Source organism: Pseudomonas sp. AE27, from assembly GCF_037113495.1.
Taxonomy (GTDB): domain Bacteria; phylum Pseudomonadota; class Gammaproteobacteria; order Pseudomonadales; family Pseudomonadaceae; genus Aquipseudomonas; species Aquipseudomonas palmensis.
Window position 1 is genome coordinate 2,261,605 of record NZ_CP146966.1, and the last position, 17,816, is coordinate 2,279,420.

Here is a 17,816-nt window from a genome sequence, read left to right on the forward strand (position 1 = left end):
CAACTGCTTAGTAGTAGGCGTTTTCTTTCTGCGAATGGTCGGTCACGTCACGCACGCCCTTGAGCTCCGGAATGCGTTCGAGCAAGGTGCGCTCGATGCCTTCGCGCAAGGTCACGTCGGCCTGGCCGCAACCCTGGCAACCACCGCCGAACTGCAGCACCGCAATGCCGTCCTCGACCACTTCGATCAGGTTGACCTGACCGCCATGGCTGGCCAGCCCCGGGTTGATCTCGGTTTGCAGGTAGTAGTTGATGCGCTCGTTGATCGGGCTGTCGGCATTGACCATCGGCACCTTGGCGTTCGGCGCCTTGATGGTCAGCTGGCCGCCCATGCGGTCGGTGGCGTAGTCCACCACCGCATCTTCCAGAAACGGGATGCTGACCGCATCCAGGTAGGCGGTGAAGGACTTGAGCCCCACCGCTTCGTCTTCCGGCTTTTCTTCACCTGGCTTGCAGTAGGCAATGCAGGTTTCGGCGTAGTTCGTACCCGGCTGGGTAATGAAAATGCGAATGCCAATGCCTGGGGTATTCTGCTTTTCCAGCAGATCGGCCAGGTAATCGTGCGCGGCGTCGGTAATCGTTATGGCGCTCATGTAAGTTCCTCACAGACTTGTGCGCAGTTTACGCCAACACGGCCGGCGAACAAAGTCCTAGTAATTCTGTCGGGAAAGTGCCACCGGCACCGCCGGGCCCAGACGCGCCTCGAACCAGCCACTCATGCGCCGGTACAGGCCCTTTTCCAGCCAGCGGTAACTGGCCCACGACGCCCCGCCGATCAGCGGCACGCACAGCGCGAACACCAGGTAGGGGTTGAGCCCCAGACGCTCGCTGGCAAACCAGCCGCCGTACAGCACCAGCACATGGATCAGGTACACCGAATAGGAGCAGTCGCCCAGTGCCTTGAGCACCCGGTTGCCCTTGAAATACGGCTCCAGCGAGATGCACGCCAGCACGATCAGCGCGCTAGGCAGGCCCCAGTGCAGCAGGCGTGACGAGGCATCCAGGCGGTAGATCGCCACCGATGCGGCCGCCAGGGTCAGCAACGGCAGCCACAGCCCCTGGGCAATCCAGCCGCGCCGGTAGAGCACGCCGATGGCTACGCCCAGCAGGAACTCGTAGATGATGTTGTTGCTGTAGAACCGCCCCAGCACGCCCAGGCCGGTGAGCACCTCGCTGACCGCGAACAGCGCCAGCGCCACCAGCCACAGGTGATGGCGCTGGCGCACCAGGAACACCAGCGAGAACAGCAGGTAGAAGAACATCTCGTAGTTCAGCGTCCAGCCCACGTTGAGCGTGGGGTACAGGCCGTAGCCGCCGGGGTTTTCCGCCGGAATGAACAGCAGCGACAGCAGCAGGTGCGACAGCTCCAGGGTCTGGTGCGGCATCCACTGGCTGGCCACCACCAGCAGCAGCGCCATCAGGCCGGTATAGAACCAGTAGGCCGGCACGATGCGCAGCACCCGGTTGAGCAGAAAGCGCCGGGGCGCCATGGGTTTGTCGCGGGTCGAGAGGTAGATCACCAGCCCGCTGATGACGAAGAAGATGTCCACCCCGACCGCACCGCGATCAGCCAGAAACTGCCCTACCGGGCCGCTGGCCTTGAAGTCGAAGAAGATCTGCATGAAGTGGTGACAGACCACCACCCAGGCGGCGAGCGCCCTCAATGCCTGAAGCGAAAACAGCATGTCGATTCCCGTCTCTCGTTACCCCACCCTGGCCCCGCACAAATCGGGACCGCTTGCGGGTGGGACTACGAAAGGCCGGGAAAGATCAGCCTGATCTGCCCGGCGGTTGCCTCAGAGGTTCTCGTAGCGGTTCATGTCGAGCACGCCGGCCTCCACCGGATCGGTCTGCTGGATGTAGCGGCTCAGGTCATGAAAGTACTGCCAGAACTGCGGGTGGCTGCGGCGCACGCCCCAGCGCATGACGATGCGCTCGAAGCGGGCCGGATCGTCCCGCGCCGCCTCCATGTCCTCGACCCACTCGGGCACGTCGCTGGCCGGAATGTTGAACATGAAGTTGGGGTAGCTGCTCATCACCCCCGGGTAGAGGGTCAGGGTGTCCAGCCCCGGCTGGTAGCGGTAGGCCTCGCCGAGCATGAACGCCACGTTGCTGTGGGCGCGGTTGCGCAGCAGGCTGTAGACCTTGCGCTGGCCGCCCTGCCCTTCGATGCGCAGCATGGTCGCCTCGGGCAACTGGCCGATCACCTTGAGCCCGGCCGCCGGGCGCGAGGCCAGCCGGCTCAGGGCCTGCTCCACGTCACGGAACTCCTCGCTGCCGGGCAGCGAGCAGTACGCGCCCTGGCAGCGGTTGATCGGATCGGGCGCGGCGTTCAGGCTGCCGGTGCGCTCCACCAGCTTGAGGCCGAAGTCGCGCTTGGGGTCGCGCGGGTCGAGCTTGAGGGCGGTCGGGGTCTTGCTGTCGATCGCCTCGTAGTCCAGCCACATCTTGACCTTGCCGCTGTTCTGGTACCAGTCGCCGAGGATGTCGCTGCGCTGCTTGGCCGGCATCAGGCGCAGGAAGTTGACCTCGGCCCCGTTGCGGATCAGGTCGAAGTACAGGCGCGTCTGCGCCTGGTGCGAGACGTTGCCGTACACGTCGAAATTCACCGCCAGCTGGTAATAGGTACGCTCGAACAGCGGGTAGTCGAAGAGCCACAGGGTCTTGGGCACATCGCCGATCAGGCCCTTGCTCACCGAGGCGCTGTCGAAGTGGCGGAAGATGGTCAGCAAGGCGTTGTCGTTGCCGGCCCACAGGCTCGACCAGCTCGGTGGCGGCAGGTCGGCATAGGCGTCGCGGCGCAGTTTTTCGTACTCGTTGCGCTTGTCGCGGTAGGCGTGCCACAGGGTCAGGATGCTGCCCACGTCGTCGATCTGACCGGGCATCGCCAGCAGTGGCGTGGCCTTGCCGCGGTACTCGGCATCGGTGATGTAGCGGTCGTGTGCCGGCTCCTGGAACAGGGTCCAGAAGTTGTCGCGGATCACGTCGGTGGCGATCTGCCCACGGCATACCGGGCCGCGAATGAAGGTGCGCACGAAGTACTCGGCGTTATCGAGCATGAACTGGTAGCGCGCTATCGCCGGGATCGCCTCGAAGGTCTCGAACGGGTTGGCGCGGTGGCGCGGGCCGTAGCCGGGCAAGGCCGTGGCATGCCAGTCGCCGCTGTAGAACAGCTGCTTCACGCGCTTGAGCTTGTTCGGCCCCATCGGGTAGGTGATGTGGGTCTTGTGCACGATCACGCCCTGCACGGGCATCAGGCGGTAGTAGAAGTCGGTGCCGGGCGGATCGTTGGGGCGGCGTGTGGCGATCAGGTCGATCGGCTGGCCGCTGGGCGTGCGCGAGCGCACCCACTGGAAGAAGTGGCCCTGCTCGCCGCCGACAAAGTAGATGTGCGCCAGGAACAGGTGCTCGTACAGCCAGCGCCCCACCAGCGCCTCGGTGGACCCGGGGCGGTTGAGCAGCGCCTCCCACTCGGTGATCTGCGCGGCCTCGCTGGCACTTGGCTGGATCGGGTTGTACTCCACCGGCGCACCGGCGGCGAACCAGCGCTGCAGGGTCTGGTACTCGGCATCGGTAAGGCCGGTGACGGCCAGCGGCATGCCCTCCCTGGGGTGGGCGCCGGCGTAGGCGTCGAACTCGCCGGGCAGCGGGCACATGTTGTTGCGGTTGAGCCCCAGCACGATCTCCTCGGGCAGCTTGGCGTTGGGGGTGAGCGGCGTGTTGTGGCCCAGCTCGAGCATGCGCGCCATCAGCGCGGCCTGGCTGCCCTGGCTGTCGAGCACCGAACTGAAGCCCTTGCGCTGCCAGGCCTCGACGCTGTGCGCGTCGTAGAACAGCCGGGTCGGCGCGACCGCCGTACTGCGGTCGCCCTGATACACAGGCACCTTGGAGGCACCGCGCGCGGCGCCCTCGGCACTGCCCAGGTTCAGCTGGCAGGCCGCGTCGTTGCAGGCATGGCAGGCAACGCACTTCTCGGTGAAGATCGGTTGGATGTCCCGGGTATAGGAAATAGCCGGGCTTGTGACGGGGGCTTGTCCGAGCGCCGCGCCGCTGATGAGCAGTGCGAAGGCGCCGGCAAGTAAACGATGCACCATGTGCCGAATGTCCTGGGTATTGATAGCTTCACGATTCTACCGGTGGCGGCAGCGTGCCAACATGAATCAAATTCATGCAAACCGGCAACACGCCTAAAAACCGCGCAGGTTTGTTATTATTCCGCAACTTTTGTATTTGCCCGACCAGGTAGTCCTATGTCTGACCGCAGCGCCCGTTACCAAGCACTTCAGCAAGCCCTCAAAGAGCGCATACTGATCCTCGATGGCGGCATGGGTACTATGATCCAAAGCTACCGCCTGGAGGAACACGACTATCGTGGCACGCGCTTTGCCGACTGGCCTAGCGACGTCAAGGGTAACAACGACCTGCTGCTGCTTTCGCGCCCCGACGTGATCGCGGCCATCGAGAAAGCCTACCTGGATGCCGGCGCCGACATCCTCGAAACCAACACCTTCAACGCCACCCAGGTATCCCAGGCCGACTACGGCATGGAATCGCTGGTGTACGAACTCAACGTGGAAGGTGCGCGCATCGCCCGCCAGGTGGCCGATGCCAAGACCCTCGAGACCCCCGACAAGCCGCGCTTCGTCGCCGGGGTGCTGGGCCCCACCAGCCGGACCTGCTCGATCTCCCCGGATGTCAACGACCCCGGCTACCGCAACGTCACCTTCGACCTGCTGGTGGAAAACTACATCGAGGCCACCCGCGGCCTGATCGAGGGCGGCGCCGACCTGATCCTGATCGAGACCATCTTCGACACCCTCAATGCCAAGGCGGCGATCTTCGCCGTGCAGCAGGTGTTCGAGGACGACGGCATCGAGCTGCCGATCATGATCTCGGGCACCATCACCGACGCCTCGGGCCGTACCCTCTCGGGCCAGACCACCGAGGCGTTCTGGAACTCGGTGCGTCACGCCAACCCGATCTCGGTGGGCCTGAACTGCGCACTGGGCGCCAAGGACCTGCGCCCCTACCTCGAAGAGCTGTCGAACAAGGCCGGCACCCACGTTTCGGCGCACCCCAACGCCGGCCTGCCGAACGCCTTCGGCGAGTACGACGAGACCCCGGCCGAAACCGCCGCGGTGATCGAAGAGTTCGCCGCCAGTGGGTTTCTGAACATCATCGGCGGTTGCTGCGGCACCACCCCGGGGCATATCCAGGCCATCGCCGAGGCAGTGGCCAAGTACCCGCCACGGGCGATCCCCGAGATTCCCAGGGCCTGCCGCCTGTCGGGCCTGGAGCCGTTCACCATCGACCGCAGCTCGCTGTTCGTCAACGTCGGCGAGCGCACCAACATCACAGGTTCCGCCCGCTTCGCGCGGCTGATCCGTGAAGAGAACTACACCGAGGCGCTGGAAGTGGCCCTGCAGCAGGTCGAGGCCGGCGCCCAGGTGATCGACATCAACATGGACGAAGGGATGCTCGATTCCCAGGCGGCCATGGTCAAGTTCCTCAACCTGATCGCCGGCGAACCCGACATCTCCCGGGTGCCGATCATGATCGACTCCTCCAAGTGGGAAGTGATCGAGGCCGGCCTCAAGTGCATCCAGGGCAAGGGCATCGTCAACTCGATCTCGATGAAGGAAGGCGTCGAGGCGTTCAAGCACCATGCCCGCCTGTGCAAGCGCTACGGCGCCGCCGTGGTGGTGATGGCCTTCGACGAGGTCGGCCAGGCCGATACCGCCGCCCGCAAGCGCGAGATCTGCAAGCGCAGCTACGACATCCTGGTCGATGAGGTGGGCTTCCCGCCCGAAGACATCATCTTCGACCCGAACATCTTCGCCGTGGCCACCGGCATCGAGGAACACAACAACTACGCGGTGGACTTCATCGAGGCCTGTGCCTACATCCGCGACCACCTGCCGTATGCACTGACCTCCGGCGGGGTATCCAACGTGTCGTTCTCGTTCCGTGGCAACAACCCGGTGCGCGAGGCGATCCACTCGGTGTTCCTCTACCACGCGATCCAGAACGGCCTGACCATGGGCATCGTCAACGCCGGCCAGCTGGAGATCTACGACGAGATCCCGGCGCTGCTGCGCGAGAAGGTCGAGGACGTGGTGCTCAACCGCACCCCCGACGGCACCGATGCGCTGCTGGCGATTGCCGACGACTACAAGGGCGGCGGCGCGGTCAAGGAGGTCGAGAACGAGGAGTGGCGTTCGCTGCCGGTGGACAAGCGCCTCGAGCACGCCCTGGTCAAGGGCATCACCGCGTTCATCGTCGAGGACACCGAGGAGTGCCGCCAGCAGTGCGCGCGCCCCATCGAGGTGATCGAGGGGCCGCTGATGAGCGGCATGAACGTGGTGGGCGACCTGTTCGGCGCAGGCAAGATGTTCCTGCCCCAGGTGGTCAAGTCGGCGCGGGTGATGAAGCAGGCGGTGGCTCACCTGATCCCGTTCATCGAACTGGAAAAAGGCGACAAGCCCGAGGCCAAGGGCAAGATCCTGATGGCCACGGTCAAGGGCGACGTGCACGACATCGGCAAGAACATCGTCGGCGTGGTGCTCGGCTGCAACGGCTACGACATCGTCGACCTGGGCGTGATGGTGCCGGCCGAGAAGATCCTGCAGGTGGCGCGCGAGCAGAAGTGCGACATCATCGGCCTGTCGGGGCTGATCACCCCGTCGCTGGACGAAATGGTGCACGTGGCCCGCGAGATGCAGCGCCAGGACTTCCACCTGCCGCTGATGATCGGGGGGGCAACCACCTCCAAGGCGCATACCGCGGTGAAGATCGAGCCCAAGTACAGCAACGACGCGGTGGTCTACGTGACCGACGCCTCGCGTGCGGTGGGCGTGGCCACGCAGTTGCTGTCCAAAGAGCTCAAGCCGGCCTTCGTGCACAAGACCCGCGAGGACTACGTGGAGGTGCGCGAACGCACCGCCAACCGCAGCGCGCGCACCGAGCGCCTGAGCTATGCGCAGTCGATCGAGGCCAAGCCGAAATACGACTGGTCTGCCTACCAGCCGGTGGCACCGACCTTTACCGGTACCCGCGTGCTGGAGAACATCGACCTCAAGGTGCTGGCCGAGTACATCGACTGGACGCCGTTCTTCATCTCCTGGGACCTGGCTGGCAAGTACCCGCGCATCCTCAACGACGAGGTGGTGGGCGAAGCGGCCACCGCCCTGTTCGCCGATGCACAGGAAATGCTGGCCAAGCTGATCGACGAGAAGTTGATCAGTGCCCGCGCGGTGTTCGGCTTCTGGCCGGCCAACCAGGTGGCGCACGACGACATCGAGGTGTACGGCGATGACGGCCAGCCCCTGGCCCTGCTGCACCACCTGCGCCAGCAGACGATCAAGCCCGACAGCAAGCCCAATTTCTGCCTGGCCGACTTCGTGGCGCCCAAGGACAGCGGCATCACCGACTACGTGGGCGGCTTCATCACCACCGCCGGCATCGGCGCCGAGGAAGTGGCCAAGGCCTACCAGGACAAGGGCGACGACTACAGCTCGATCATGGTCAAGGCCCTGGCCGACCGCCTGGCCGAGGCCTGCGCCGAGTGGCTGCACGAGCAGGTGCGCAAGGAGTACTGGGGCTATGCCAAGGACGAGCACCTGGACAACGAGGCGCTGATCAAGGAGCAGTACGCGGGTATCCGCCCTGCCCCGGGCTACCCGGCGTGCCCGGACCACACCGAGAAGGAAACCCTGTTCCGCCTGCTCGACGGCACGGCGATCGGCGAGACCGGCCCGAGCGGCGTGTTCCTCACCGAGCACTTCGCGATGTTCCCGGCGGCGGCGGTCAGCGGCTGGTACTTTGCCCACCCGCAGGCGCAGTACTTTGCCGTGGGCAAGGTCGACAAGGACCAGGTCCAGAGCTACACCGCGCGCAAGGGGCAGGACCTGGCGGTAACCGAGCGCTGGCTGGCGCCCAACCTGGGGTACGACAACTAAGCGCTGGTGAGGTAAGGGTCTACACTGAGCTGAAGCCTTTTACAGGAGCAGATCATGGAAGACCCGGCCGAACACAAACCGCCGACCTTCTGGCAAATGCTGCACAGCGTGCTGGCTGCAGCCTTTGGCGTGCAGACCGGCAAGAACCGCGCCCGCGACTTCACCCACGGCAAGCCCGCGCACTTCATTGCGCTGGGCACGGCCTTCACGCTGGTGTTCATCCTGGTGCTGATAGGGCTGGTTCAGCTGGCGATGCACCTCACCGCACGCTGAGGCGACCGTGTTGGCGCCTTCGCCGGCAACGCCGGCTCCTACAGGTCATGTGTGGCCCTGTGGGAGCCGGCCTTGCCGGCGAAAAGGCCGGTACAGCCTCAGGGCTCCAGCCCGATCCCCCGCAGTATCACACTGGTCACCGTCTGCAACGCCCGCTCGAACTGCGGTTCGCTCAGCGGCTGGTGCGCGTTGAGCAGGTTCACCTGGTGGCTGAAGTCGGCGTAGTGCTGGGTCGAGGCCCAGATCATGTACAGCAGCCCCGAGGGCTCCACCGGCAGAATCCGCCCGTCCTCGACCCACTGGCGAATCTTGCCCTCCTTGAGCTTGGCCCATCCGTACAGGCTGTCATCCAGCGCCGCCCCCAGGTGCGGCGCACCGTGGATGATCTCGTTCGCCCACACCTTGGAGCCGTGCGGGCGGGTCCAGGAATGGTTCATCTTGGCGCGGATATAGGTGCTGAGCACGATGCGCGGGTCATCGTAGAGCTCGAAGCACAGGGCGTCCTGCTTCCACACTTCCAGCAAGCCGAACAGCACCGCCTGGTACAGCTCGGCCTTGGTGCTGAAGTAATAGTGCACGTTGCTGCGCGGCAGCGCGGCGGCCTCGGCGATGTCGGCCATGGCCGTGCCGGCGAAGCCCTTCTCGGCAAAGACCTTTTCTGCTGCCAGCAGGATGCTGTCGACATTGCGTTGGCGAATGCTGTGCTTGTGCGCGGCCATGGGCGGGTCCGTTGCGGATGACCCTGCAAGGCTACCACCGCCAGGGCGATTCGTGCCGCACGGTCAAAAAAGTTGTGCCGCGGGCGGTGTTTTTCAGCGCTGTGCGCTGTCCGATACTGCGCCTCACCGCATTACATCCCACACAAGAGGACGCACTCCATGACTATTCCCCTGCTCGGCCTGGGCACCTTCCGGCTCAAGGACCAGGTGGTCATCGACTCGGTCAGCCAGGCCCTCGAACTGGGCTATCGGGCCATCGACACCGCGCAGATCTACGGCAACGAGGCCGACGTCGGGCACGCCATCGCCGCCAGCGGCGTTGCACGCAACGAGCTGTTCCTGACCAGCAAGATCTGGACCGAGAACCTGGGCGCCGACAAGCTGATCCCCAGCCTGAAAGAGAGCCTGCACAAGCTGGGCACCGACTATCTGGACCTGACCCTGATCCATTGGCCGTCGCCCAAGGGCGCCGTGCCGGTGGCCGAGTTCATGGGCGCCCTGCTCGAAGCGAAGCGCCAGGGCCTGACCCGCCAGATCGGCGTGTCCAACTTCACCATCGCCTTGCTGCGTCAGGCCATCGAGGTGGTGGGCGCCGAACAGATAGCCACCAACCAGTTCGAGCTGCACCCCTACCTGCAGAACCGCACGCTGGTGGATTTCATGCACGAACAGGGCATCGCGGTGACCTCCTACATGACCCTGGGCTATGGCAAGGTGCTGCACGATCCGCTGATCCAGCAGATCGCCGAACGCCATGGCGCCACCCCGGCGCAGGTGGCCCTGGCCTGGGCGATGCAGCTGGGCTATGCGGTGATCCCCTCCTCGACCCGGCGTGAAAACCTGGCCAGCAACCTGAAGGCAGCGCAGCTGCGCCTGAGCGAACAGGACATGGCGCAGATTGCCGGCCTGGACAAGGGCGAGCGCCTGGTCGACCCCGAGTCGCTTGCACCCGCCTGGGACTGATCAACCGCGGTCGGTGCACACCTTGGCCAGTTTCAGGTACTGCACGGTGTGCTGCCGGCCGGCAGAGTCCACGTAGGTCATGTACGCCTTCACCACGTCGCAGACCTCGGTGGCCGGCTCGTCCAGTTGCACCACGCGCGCCACGTCCAGTGGCATGCCGTACTGATAGACCGTGGTTGTCTGGGCCTGGGCGGCACCGGCCAGCAACAGCGCCAGGGGCAGCAGCATTCGCAGCGTCATGACAGTTCTCCCGTGAAATGGAAGGCACGCCCGGCACCGGCGCGCGCCGACCCTTTCAGTGTGGTGCCATGCCTGCCCTGGTGTCGCTTTCGCGGATCAACGGCATGCCCATCGCCTGCGCATAGCCGCTGGGAGCGAAGCGCCAGGTCACCAGCAGCATCAGCAGCACCGTCACGCTCAGCAGCAGCCAGGAGGCCTGGAAGTCGCCGCTGACGTCGCGCAACCAGCCGGTGACGTAAGGCACGATGCCGGTGATGATGAAGCCCACGCCCTGCACGAACGCCGCCAGCGCCCCCGCACTGGCGGGGGCCTTGAGGTGTTCGAGGGTCAGCGTGAGGCTGAGGCTGAAGCACGCGCCCAGGCCGAAGCCGATCAGGGCCACCCATAGCCCGGCGATTGCCGGGGCCAGCAGCAGGCCGACAAAGCCTGCCAGTTGCACGGTCAACGCCAGCCACAGGCCGGGGCGCCGATCCACCAGGCGACGCAGCAGCAAGGGCAGCCCGAGGGCGCCGGCCACCTGGAACACGGTCATCAGCCCCACCAGCTCGCCACCGCCCTGGGCACTGCCGCCGACCTGCTGGTAGTAGGCCGGCAGCCACGCCACCATGCTGGTGTAGCCGCCATTGATCAGCCCGAAATAGACCGCCAGCAGCCATGCCCGACGGCTGCCGAACAGGTGCCCGCTGGCACCTGCGCCGCCGACCGCCGCTTCGAGCTGCGGGCGCACCCAGGCCCATACCGCGAACGCCAGCAAGGCCGGCAACAGCCAGATGCCCAGGCCTGCCTGCCAGTGCGAGAACTGCTCGGCCACCCGCGGCCCGAGCACGGCGGCGGCCCCGCCGCCGCTCATCAGGGCTGCCGAATACACACCCATGGCCATGGCCAGGCGGTGAGGAAACCAGCGGTTGACCAGCCCCGGCATCAGCGCCTGAATGCAGGCCACCCCAAGCCCGGCCAATGCTGCGCTGGCGATCAGCGCAGCGGCGGAGTCGAGGGTCAGGCGCCAGGCGCAGGCCAGCGCGATGGCGGCCAGCCCGGCGAGCATCGCGCCCTGCTCGCTGACCCAGCGGCGCAACCAGGGTTGCAGCAAGGGCACCAGCCCCATGCACAGCACGGGCAAGGCGGTCAGCAGCGCGGCCTGCTGGTAGCCGATGCCGGTGCTCTGGCGGATGGCCTCCAGCAATGGGCCGATGCTGGTGAGGATGGGGCGCAGGTTCAGCGCCATCACCACCACCAGCAACAGCAGCAAGGTACTGCGAGCCTGCTCGCGCATCACCCCTGCACCTGCCGCCAGGCGGCGTACAGGCCCTGCTCGCCGGCTGGCTTCAGGGGTGCCAGGGGCAGCGACTGCTGCTGCGGCGGGCGTGCCATCTGCGCGTAAACCGCTGCCGTCGACAGGCCATAGGGCTCGCCGTCTTCGTTGCTGTAGGCGAACCAGGCGCGCTCGATACCGCACAGGTGCATGGCGGCCAGGCACATCGGGCAGGGGTGGCCGGTGGCGTAGATTTCGCAGCCCTCCAGGCGCGGGCTGCCGAGCACCTGGCTGGCCAGGCGGATGGCCTGCAGTTCGGCGTGGGCGGTCGGGTCCTGGGTCAGGTGGATCTGGTTGACCGCCTCGGCGATCACCCGGCCCTGGTGCACCAGCACCGCCGCGAACGGGCGGCCGCCGGCCTGGATGTTCGCCCGGGCCAGCCCCAGCGCTTGCTGCATGAAATGTTCGTTGGCCATGGTCAGGCTCCTGTCAGGTTCAATGGGCATCGTGGGCCAGCAGCAACTCGACGATCCGCTGCTGGCCGCGTTCCCGGGCGTGCTGCAGGGGCGTCACGCCCTGGCGGTCGGCAAGGTTGACGTCGGCACCGGCGTCGATCAGCAGTTGCACGATGGCCTGGTGACGCGGGCCGCCATCGCTGAGCAGGATGGCTTCGAGCAGCCCGGTCCAGCCCAGCGAGTTCACGTGGTCGGGTGCAACGCCGGCGGCCAGCAGGCGGGCGACCACCTCGACATGGCCGCGCTCGCATGCGGGGATCAGCGCCGTGCCGCCATAGCGGTTGGTGCTCTTGAGGTCCGCGCCATGGGCCAGGGTCATCTCCAGAATCTGCAACTGGCCTTCGGCGCCGGCCAGCAGATACGGGCTGTCGTGCATCCAGTTGCTGGCGTTGACGTCAGCGCCGGCGTCGATCAACCGGCGCGCCGCCGCCACATGCCCTCCGGCGGTGGCCAGCAGCAGCGGCGTATTGTTGCGCGAGTCGCGCTGATCGACGTCGGCGCCCTGGGCCAGCAAGGCGCCGACGCGGGTGGGGTTGCCGCTGGCGGCCGCTTCGAGCAAGGTGTCGGCCGCCCCGGCGGCCCCGGCGATGCCGAGGCTGGCGCACAGCCCGGCAACCCCGTACATCCAGTGTCTGAGCAATGACATGGCGCCTCCTTTGGTGCAATGAAGCGGGATTATCCGAGGCTTGGGGTGTAGCATGAAATTAATTGATTTCATGCATACCAGTGGGTAATCGAATGCTTGACCCCGTACTGCTGCGCAGCTTCGTCACCGTGGTGGAAACCGGCAATTTCACCCGCGCCGCCGAGCGCCTGCACCTGACCCAGTCGACCATCAGCCAGCAGATCATCCGGCTGGAGCAGCACCTGGGGGTGCGCCTGCTGGATCGCAGCCAGCGCCAGGTGTGGCCGACCGAAGACGGCGAGCGCCTGCTGGGGTATGCCCGGCGCCTGCTGCGCCTGGACGAAGAGGCGCGCCAGGCGTTCAGCCCGGTGCAGGCGCAACGGGCGCTACGCCTGGGGGTGCCGGAAGACCTGGCTGGGGAAGTGCTGACCGAGCCATTGAGCCGGTTCATCGGCGAGCGCCCGCATGTGCGCCTGGAGGTCGAGAGCGGGCTGAGCAGCCCGCTGCTGCGCCTGTACCGTGATGGCGAGCTGGACCTGCTGCTGGTCAAGCAATGGGGCGCGGACCGCGACCGCCATGCCGGCTGGCACGAGCCGTTGTCGTGGGTGTGCAGTGCCGGGCAGACGCAGCTGGCCGACCCGGTGCCGCTGGTGGTGTTTCCGGTGGGGGCGCTGTACCGGCAGGAAATGATCAATGCGCTGGAAGCCCGTGGGCGCAGCTGGCGTATCAGCTATTCGAGCACCAGTCTGGCCAGCCTGGGGGCGGCGGTGAGTGCGGGGTTGGGCGTGAGCCTGATACCGACCCGCAGCGTGTTGCCGACCCATCGGGTGCTGGGTGAGGCGCAGGGGTTTACCCCGGTCCAGGGCCTGGAGCTGGCGTTGTACGGGCGCAAGGGGCTGGACGCCGATGGCCTGGCGCTGCGCGAGCTGCTGCAGGCCCTGTGCGAGCAGCGCGCAGGGTGTCGAGGGGGCCAGCCCCCTACTCCCCCGCCACCCGCGCGCGGTAGCTCCCCGGGCTCTCCCCCGTCCATTTCTTGAACGCGCGATGAAACGCGCTGGGCTCCTGGAAGCCGGTCTGCTCGGCAATCTGCGCCACGCTCAACACACCATCGCGCAAGCATTCGAACGCCAGTGCACGGCGCACCTCGTCCTTGATCTGCTGGTACGAACACCCCTCACGCTCCAACTGCCGGCGAAAACTGCTCGGGCTCAGGCCCTCGGCTGCCGCCATGCCCAGCAAGGTTGGCCACTGCCCGTACTGACGCCCGCGCAGATGCCGGTATACCCGCGCCGCCAATCCGTTCTGGTTGCGGTAGCGCACCACCAGCCACTGCGGCGCACTGCGCAGGAAGGTCTTGAGCGCACCCAGGTCCTGCACCACCGGCAAGCGCAGGTAGTGCGCCGAGAACTCGACCTGGGTGCGGCCACTGCCCAACTGCAGGTTCGGCCCCCACAGCAACGCGTCGTCCTCCAGCACCGCACGCCCGTCGCGCAGTTCGGTACGGTCGATGGCGATGCGCCGCCCCCCCAGCCAGCACAGCAGGCTGACCACCAGCACCAGGAAGGTCTCCTCTGCATATACCCGAGTCTGCGCATCGTCGAAATGCGACTCCAGGCTGATCACCGCACGCTGCCCACGCACCACCAGGCGCCCGCGCACGTCACGCAGGAACAGGCCGAAGTTGCTCAGGCACTGGCGCAAGGCCTTTTCCAGCGTCGGCTCCTGGATCAGCCCACGACAGATCAGGGCGAAACTGCCCAGCGGCATGCCGTGGCTGTCGAGGTTGAAGAATTCGTCGCCCAGGTCTTCAATGAGCAGCAGCCACAGCCGTGCGAACGCCCTGGCCGGCACCCGTGCATCGGGTGCGTCCACCACCGCCGGGTCGATGCCCGCCTGCACCAGCAACGCACTGGCGCGCGCCGGCTGTTGGCGCAGTGTGTGCAGCATGATGTGCACGAAGTACACCGCGACCGAATCGTTTTCCCGCATGACTGTTTCCGCTATGCAGCGTAAGAATATGGCAAAAAGTGCCAGCCTCGCTGGGCAGTTATGGCATAGGCCCAGGCGTGACCTTTGCCTAGACTCGAACCCATCCCGAGCGTGGCCCCGGGCGCCATTCTGGCAGAGCCAGGCAGCGCCCCGCCACGCTTTCGCACACTGGAGTCGCGTATGAACACCCCGCAAATCTATGTAGTGAGCGCCGTTCGCTCGGCCATCGGCACCTTCGGCGGCTCGCTCAAGGACCTGCCCCTGGCCGACCTGGCCACCCAGGTGACCCGCGCCGCCATCGAACGCTCCGGCATTGCCCCCGAACAGATCGGCCACATGGTCATGGGCAACGTGATCCCCACCGAGCCGCGTGACGCGTACCTGGGCCGCGTGGCCGCGATGAACGCCGGCGTGCCCAAGGAAACCCCGGCATTCAACGTCAACCGCCTGTGCGGCTCGGGCCTGCAGGCCATCGTCTCGGCCGCACAGAGCCTGCTGCTGGGCGAGGCCGAGGCGGTGATTGCCGCCGGCGCCGAATCCATGAGCCGCGGCCCGTATCTGCTGCCGCAGGCGCGCTGGGGCGCGCGCATGGGTGACCTGAAGGGTGTCGACTACATGCTGGGCATTCTGCAGGACCCGTTCGAAGGCTTTCACATGGGCATCACCGCCGAGAACGTGGCGGCGAAAAACGGCATCACCCGCCAGATGCAGGACGAGGTGGCCCTGACCAGCCAGCAGCGCGCCGCCCGCGCCATCGCCGAAGGCCGCTTCACCAGCCAGATCGTGCCCATCGAGATCCCGAGCCGCAAAGGTCCGGTACGTTTCGAGGTGGACGAGCATGTGCGTGGCGATGTGAGTGCCGAGCAACTGGCCGGCATGAAGCCTGCCTTCAAGAAGGACGGCACCGTCACCGCCGGCAACGCCAGCGGCCTCAACGACGGCGCCGGCGCCCTGGTGCTGGCCACCGGCGAAATGGTCGAGCGCCTGGGCTTGCGCCCGCTGGCGCGCCTGGTGGCCTATGCACATGCAGGCGTCGAGCCCGAGCTGATGGGCCTGGGCCCGGTGCCGGCCACGCGCAAGGTGCTGGAAAAGGCCGGCCTGAGCGTCGCCGACCTGGACGTGATCGAGTCCAACGAAGCCTTCGCTGCCCAGGCCTGCGCCGTGTCGCGGGAACTGGGCCTGGACCCCGAAAAGGTCAACCCCAACGGCTCGGGCATTTCCCTGGGCCACCCGGTGGGGGCCACCGGGGCCATCATCGCCACCAAGGCGATCCATGAGCTGCAACGTATCCAGGGCCGCTACGCGCTGGCCACCATGTGCATCGGCGGCGGTCAGGGTATCGCCGTCGTGTTCGAACGTGTTTGAGTCGGAGTTAACCGTGAGTATTGAAAACATCGCCGTGATCGGCGCCGGCACCATGGGCAACGGGATTGCCCAGGTGTGTGCAGTGGCCGGCTACCGGGTCACCCTGATCGACGTGTCCGAGGCCGCGCTGGAGCGTGGCCTGGCCACCCTGCGCAAGAACCTGGAGCGCCAGGTCAGCAAGCAGACCCTGCAGGCCGAACAGGCCGAGGCAGCCCTGACGCGCATCGCCACCAGCACCGACTACGCGCAGCTCAAGGGCGCGCAGCTGGTGATCGAGGCAGCCACCGAGAACCTCGCCCTGAAGGTGAAGATTCTGCAGCAGGTGGCCGCCAGCGTGGCCGACGACTGCGTCATCGCCACCAACACCTCGTCGCTGTCGATCACCCAGCTGGGCGCATCGGTGAGCCAGCCCGAACGTTTCATCGGCGTGCACTTCTTCAACCCGGTGCCGATGATGGCGCTGGTCGAGATCATTCGCGGCCTGCAGACCAGCGACACCACCTACGCCAGCGCCATGGCCCTGACCGAGCGCGTGGGCAAGACCGCCATCAGTGCCGGCAACCGCCCGGGCTTCGTGGTCAACCGCATCCTGGTGCCGATGATCAACGAGGCGATCATGGTGCTGCAGGAAGGCCTGGCCAGCGCCGAGGACATCGACACCGGCATGCGCCTGGGCTGCAACCAGCCCATCGGCCCACTGGCCCTGGCCGACCTGATCGGCCTGGACACGCTGCTGGCGATCATCGAGTCGTTCCACGACGGCTTCAACGACAGCAAGTACCGCCCCGCTGCCCTGCTCAAGGAAATGGTCGCCGCCGGCTACCTGGGGCGCAAGAGCGGCCGCGGCTTCTTCACCTACTGAGGTACGGGCATGCCGCAGACCTGCGCCGAACGTTGCGCCAACTTTGAAGAACGTCGGGACAAGGCACTCGAACTCTTTGCAGTCAAGGGGTTCGGCCAGGTCAGCATGCGTGAACTGGCCAGCCACCTGGGGCTGACGGCGGGCTCGCTGTATCACCACTTCCCGAGCAAGCAGCACCTGCTGTTCGACCTGATCGAAGAGCTGTTCGAGGAGTTGCTGGCCACCCTGCAGCCCCGTGGGCGCGGCAAGCCCGAGGCCACGGCGTTGAGCCGGGTGATAAAGGCACACTGGGCGCTGCATGCCGAGCGCCCGTTGCAGTTTCGCCTGGCCGAACGTGACCTGTGCTGCCTGAGCGAGGAACAACAGGCACGCATCGCCCAGCTGCGCCGTGAATACGAAACCCGCCTGTTACAGTTGATCGCCCCTCACGCGGCCCTGCCGCCGCCGGCCCGGGAGGCGACCGGCCATGTCATCGCCACGCTGCTCAACAGCCTGCCCGGCTGGTTGCAGGCCTCACCGCTGGGGCAGCCACAACGCCTGGCGCTGATGGAAAACATGCTGCTGGGGGCGATAGAGCGCACCCTGCAGACCGGTGCGCTGGACGCTGCCGCTTGAACTCACGCCAACGTCAGGCCTATTTCAGGAGTTCCTGAATCTGGTCGCGCAGGCTGTCCAGGTCGAACGGCTTGGCCAGGATCGGTGCCTTGAACGCGATCGGGCTGCCCGACTCGCGGATCTCCGCCGGGTAGCCACTGATGAAGATCACCTTCAGGTCCGGGCGCAGCTTGACCGCAGGTTCGGCGATCTGTACCCCTGAAATGCCGCCCGGCAGGCGGAAGTCGGTCACGATAAGGTCCAGGTGCGGCTTGCTGGCCAGGATCTTGAATGCCTGCTCGCCATCTTCGGCCACCAGCACGTGATAGCCCTCGCCTTGAAGATAGTCCTTCAGGATCATGCGAATGACCGGTTCGTCTTCGACGACCAGTACTACATCTTGCGCATCTTCACTCATGCCAATGCCTTCAACTCGTATTTGATTCATGGGGGATCGCTATA

General features: G+C 66.1%; 17 protein-coding genes. 7 read left to right on the forward strand and 10 right to left on the reverse strand.

Going from position 1 to position 17,816, the window contains the following annotated elements:
- Window positions 1-7 precede the first annotated feature (7 nt).
- The 3 genes from nfuA to V9K84_RS10245 all read right to left on the reverse strand — a co-directional run bounded on the left by nfuA (window position 8) and on the right by V9K84_RS10245 (window position 4,093).
- Entirely contained in the window at window positions 8-592 is a 585-nt protein-coding gene (gene nfuA, locus V9K84_RS10235) for a Fe-S biogenesis protein NfuA (protein WP_058540345.1), read from the reverse strand.
- A gap of 57 nt (window positions 593-649) precedes the next feature.
- On the reverse strand, window positions 650-1,684 hold the full coding sequence (locus tag V9K84_RS10240) for an acyltransferase (RefSeq protein WP_058540346.1): 1,035 nt from the start codon (window positions 1,682-1,684) through the stop codon (window positions 650-652).
- Window positions 1,685-1,795: 111 nt separating this feature from the next.
- On the reverse strand, window positions 1,796-4,093 hold the full coding sequence (locus tag V9K84_RS10245) for a fatty acid cis/trans isomerase (RefSeq protein WP_054914322.1): 2,298 nt from the start codon (window positions 4,091-4,093) through the stop codon (window positions 1,796-1,798).
- Window positions 4,094-4,249: 156 nt separating this feature from the next.
- Here V9K84_RS10245 and metH point away from each other — a divergent pair, with 156 nt between their 5' ends.
- Entirely contained in the window at window positions 4,250-7,957 is a 3,708-nt protein-coding gene (metH, locus tag V9K84_RS10250; protein WP_058540347.1) for a methionine synthase, read from the forward strand.
- 54 nt (window positions 7,958-8,011) lie between these two features.
- Window positions 8,012-8,230, forward strand: coding sequence for a DUF2970 domain-containing protein (locus V9K84_RS10255; RefSeq protein WP_043864080.1), 219 nt, complete (start codon window positions 8,012-8,014; stop codon window positions 8,228-8,230).
- A 98-nt stretch (window positions 8,231-8,328) separates the two neighbouring features.
- Here the strand turns inward: V9K84_RS10255 and V9K84_RS10260 are convergent, their stop codons facing one another.
- Window positions 8,329-8,949 carry a TetR/AcrR family transcriptional regulator gene (locus V9K84_RS10260; RefSeq protein ID WP_043864081.1) on the reverse strand — a complete coding sequence of 207 codons (621 nt, stop codon included), beginning with the start codon at window positions 8,947-8,949 and terminating at the stop codon, window positions 8,329-8,331.
- Window positions 8,950-9,108: 159 nt separating this feature from the next.
- Here V9K84_RS10260 and dkgB point away from each other — a divergent pair, with 159 nt between their 5' ends.
- Window positions 9,109-9,912: a 2,5-didehydrogluconate reductase DkgB gene (gene dkgB, locus V9K84_RS10265; protein WP_088514414.1), complete on the forward strand. Its 804-nt coding sequence runs from the start codon at window positions 9,109-9,111 to the stop codon at window positions 9,910-9,912.
- Here dkgB and V9K84_RS10270 read toward each other — a convergent pair whose 3' ends face one another.
- The 4 genes from V9K84_RS10270 to V9K84_RS10285 are packed head-to-tail and all read right to left on the reverse strand — an operon-like array spanning window position 9,913 to window position 12,544.
- Window positions 9,913-10,152 carry a DUF2790 domain-containing protein gene (locus tag V9K84_RS10270; protein WP_043864083.1) on the reverse strand — a complete coding sequence of 80 codons (240 nt, stop codon included), beginning with the start codon at window positions 10,150-10,152 and terminating at the stop codon, window positions 9,913-9,915.
- Between the two features lie 55 nt (window positions 10,153-10,207).
- The gene (locus V9K84_RS10275; protein WP_088514413.1) at window positions 10,208-11,425 is read right to left on the reverse strand and encodes a cyanate transporter; all 1,218 of its coding nucleotides are present in this window, start codon (window positions 11,423-11,425) and stop codon (window positions 10,208-10,210) included.
- Window positions 11,425-11,880: a nucleoside deaminase gene (locus tag V9K84_RS10280; protein ID WP_054914318.1), complete on the reverse strand. Its 456-nt coding sequence runs from the start codon at window positions 11,878-11,880 to the stop codon at window positions 11,425-11,427. The genes V9K84_RS10275 and V9K84_RS10280 overlap by 1 nt, the downstream gene beginning before the upstream one ends.
- A 19-nt stretch (window positions 11,881-11,899) precedes the next feature.
- Window positions 11,900-12,544, reverse strand: a complete 645-nt coding sequence (locus tag V9K84_RS10285; protein ID WP_043864086.1) for an ankyrin repeat domain-containing protein — start codon at window positions 12,542-12,544, stop codon at window positions 11,900-11,902.
- A 113-nt stretch (window positions 12,545-12,657) separates the two neighbouring features.
- Here V9K84_RS10285 and V9K84_RS10290 point away from each other — a divergent pair, with 113 nt between their 5' ends.
- Entirely contained in the window at window positions 12,658-13,581 is a 924-nt protein-coding gene (locus V9K84_RS10290; protein WP_088514412.1) for a LysR substrate-binding domain-containing protein, read from the forward strand.
- Here V9K84_RS10290 and V9K84_RS10295 read toward each other — a convergent pair.
- Window positions 13,523-14,533, reverse strand: coding sequence for an AraC family transcriptional regulator (locus V9K84_RS10295; RefSeq protein ID WP_058540352.1), 1,011 nt, complete (start codon window positions 14,531-14,533; stop codon window positions 13,523-13,525). The two genes, V9K84_RS10290 and V9K84_RS10295, sit on opposite strands and share 59 nt — an antisense overlap.
- A gap of 180 nt (window positions 14,534-14,713) precedes the next feature.
- Here V9K84_RS10295 and V9K84_RS10300 point away from each other — a divergent pair, with 180 nt between their 5' ends.
- From V9K84_RS10300 to V9K84_RS10310, 3 genes are read left to right on the forward strand one after another with little or no spacing between them, the layout of a single operon-like run.
- Entirely contained in the window at window positions 14,714-15,898 is a 1,185-nt protein-coding gene (locus V9K84_RS10300) for an acetyl-CoA C-acyltransferase family protein (RefSeq protein ID WP_043861759.1), read from the forward strand.
- A 13-nt stretch (window positions 15,899-15,911) separates the two neighbouring features.
- On the forward strand, window positions 15,912-16,760 hold the full coding sequence (locus V9K84_RS10305) for a 3-hydroxybutyryl-CoA dehydrogenase (RefSeq protein WP_088514411.1): 849 nt from the start codon (window positions 15,912-15,914) through the stop codon (window positions 16,758-16,760).
- A 9-nt stretch (window positions 16,761-16,769) separates the two neighbouring features.
- Window positions 16,770-17,375, forward strand: coding sequence for a TetR/AcrR family transcriptional regulator (locus V9K84_RS10310; RefSeq protein ID WP_043861757.1), 606 nt, complete (start codon window positions 16,770-16,772; stop codon window positions 17,373-17,375).
- Window positions 17,376-17,394: 19 nt separating this feature from the next.
- Here the strand turns inward: V9K84_RS10310 and V9K84_RS10315 are convergent, their stop codons facing one another.
- Window positions 17,395-17,772 carry a response regulator gene (locus tag V9K84_RS10315; RefSeq protein ID WP_043861756.1) on the reverse strand — a complete coding sequence of 126 codons (378 nt, stop codon included), beginning with the start codon at window positions 17,770-17,772 and terminating at the stop codon, window positions 17,395-17,397.
- Window positions 17,773-17,816 lie beyond the last annotated feature (44 nt).

What these genes read in the sequence shown, in the direction of transcription:
- nfuA (WP_058540345.1), bottom strand. Translation starts at nt 592, where the DNA reads ATGAGCGCCATAACGATTACCGACGCCGCGCACGATTACCTGGCCGAT.
- V9K84_RS10240 (WP_058540346.1), bottom strand. Translation starts at nt 1,684, where the DNA reads ATGCTGTTTTCGCTTCAGGCATTGAGGGCGCTCGCCGCCTGGGTGGTG.
- V9K84_RS10245 (WP_054914322.1), bottom strand. Translation starts at nt 4,093, where the DNA reads ATGGTGCATCGTTTACTTGCCGGCGCCTTCGCACTGCTCATCAGCGGC.
- metH (WP_058540347.1), top strand. Translation starts at nt 4,250, where the DNA reads ATGTCTGACCGCAGCGCCCGTTACCAAGCACTTCAGCAAGCCCTCAAA.
- V9K84_RS10255 (WP_043864080.1), top strand. Translation starts at nt 8,012, where the DNA reads ATGGAAGACCCGGCCGAACACAAACCGCCGACCTTCTGGCAAATGCTG.
- V9K84_RS10260 (WP_043864081.1), bottom strand. Translation starts at nt 8,949, where the DNA reads ATGGCCGCGCACAAGCACAGCATTCGCCAACGCAATGTCGACAGCATC.
- dkgB (WP_088514414.1), top strand. Translation starts at nt 9,109, where the DNA reads ATGACTATTCCCCTGCTCGGCCTGGGCACCTTCCGGCTCAAGGACCAG.
- V9K84_RS10270 (WP_043864083.1), bottom strand. Translation starts at nt 10,152, where the DNA reads ATGACGCTGCGAATGCTGCTGCCCCTGGCGCTGTTGCTGGCCGGTGCC.
- V9K84_RS10275 (WP_088514413.1), bottom strand. Translation starts at nt 11,425, where the DNA reads ATGCGCGAGCAGGCTCGCAGTACCTTGCTGCTGTTGCTGGTGGTGGTG.
- V9K84_RS10280 (WP_054914318.1), bottom strand. Translation starts at nt 11,880, where the DNA reads ATGGCCAACGAACATTTCATGCAGCAAGCGCTGGGGCTGGCCCGGGCG.
- V9K84_RS10285 (WP_043864086.1), bottom strand. Translation starts at nt 12,544, where the DNA reads ATGTACGGGGTTGCCGGGCTGTGCGCCAGCCTCGGCATCGCCGGGGCC.
- V9K84_RS10290 (WP_088514412.1), top strand. Translation starts at nt 12,658, where the DNA reads ATGCTTGACCCCGTACTGCTGCGCAGCTTCGTCACCGTGGTGGAAACC.
- V9K84_RS10295 (WP_058540352.1), bottom strand. Translation starts at nt 14,533, where the DNA reads ATGCGGGAAAACGATTCGGTCGCGGTGTACTTCGTGCACATCATGCTG.
- V9K84_RS10300 (WP_043861759.1), top strand. Translation starts at nt 14,714, where the DNA reads ATGAACACCCCGCAAATCTATGTAGTGAGCGCCGTTCGCTCGGCCATC.
- V9K84_RS10310 (WP_043861757.1), top strand. Translation starts at nt 16,770, where the DNA reads ATGCCGCAGACCTGCGCCGAACGTTGCGCCAACTTTGAAGAACGTCGG.
- V9K84_RS10315 (WP_043861756.1), bottom strand. Translation starts at nt 17,772, where the DNA reads ATGAGTGAAGATGCGCAAGATGTAGTACTGGTCGTCGAAGACGAACCG.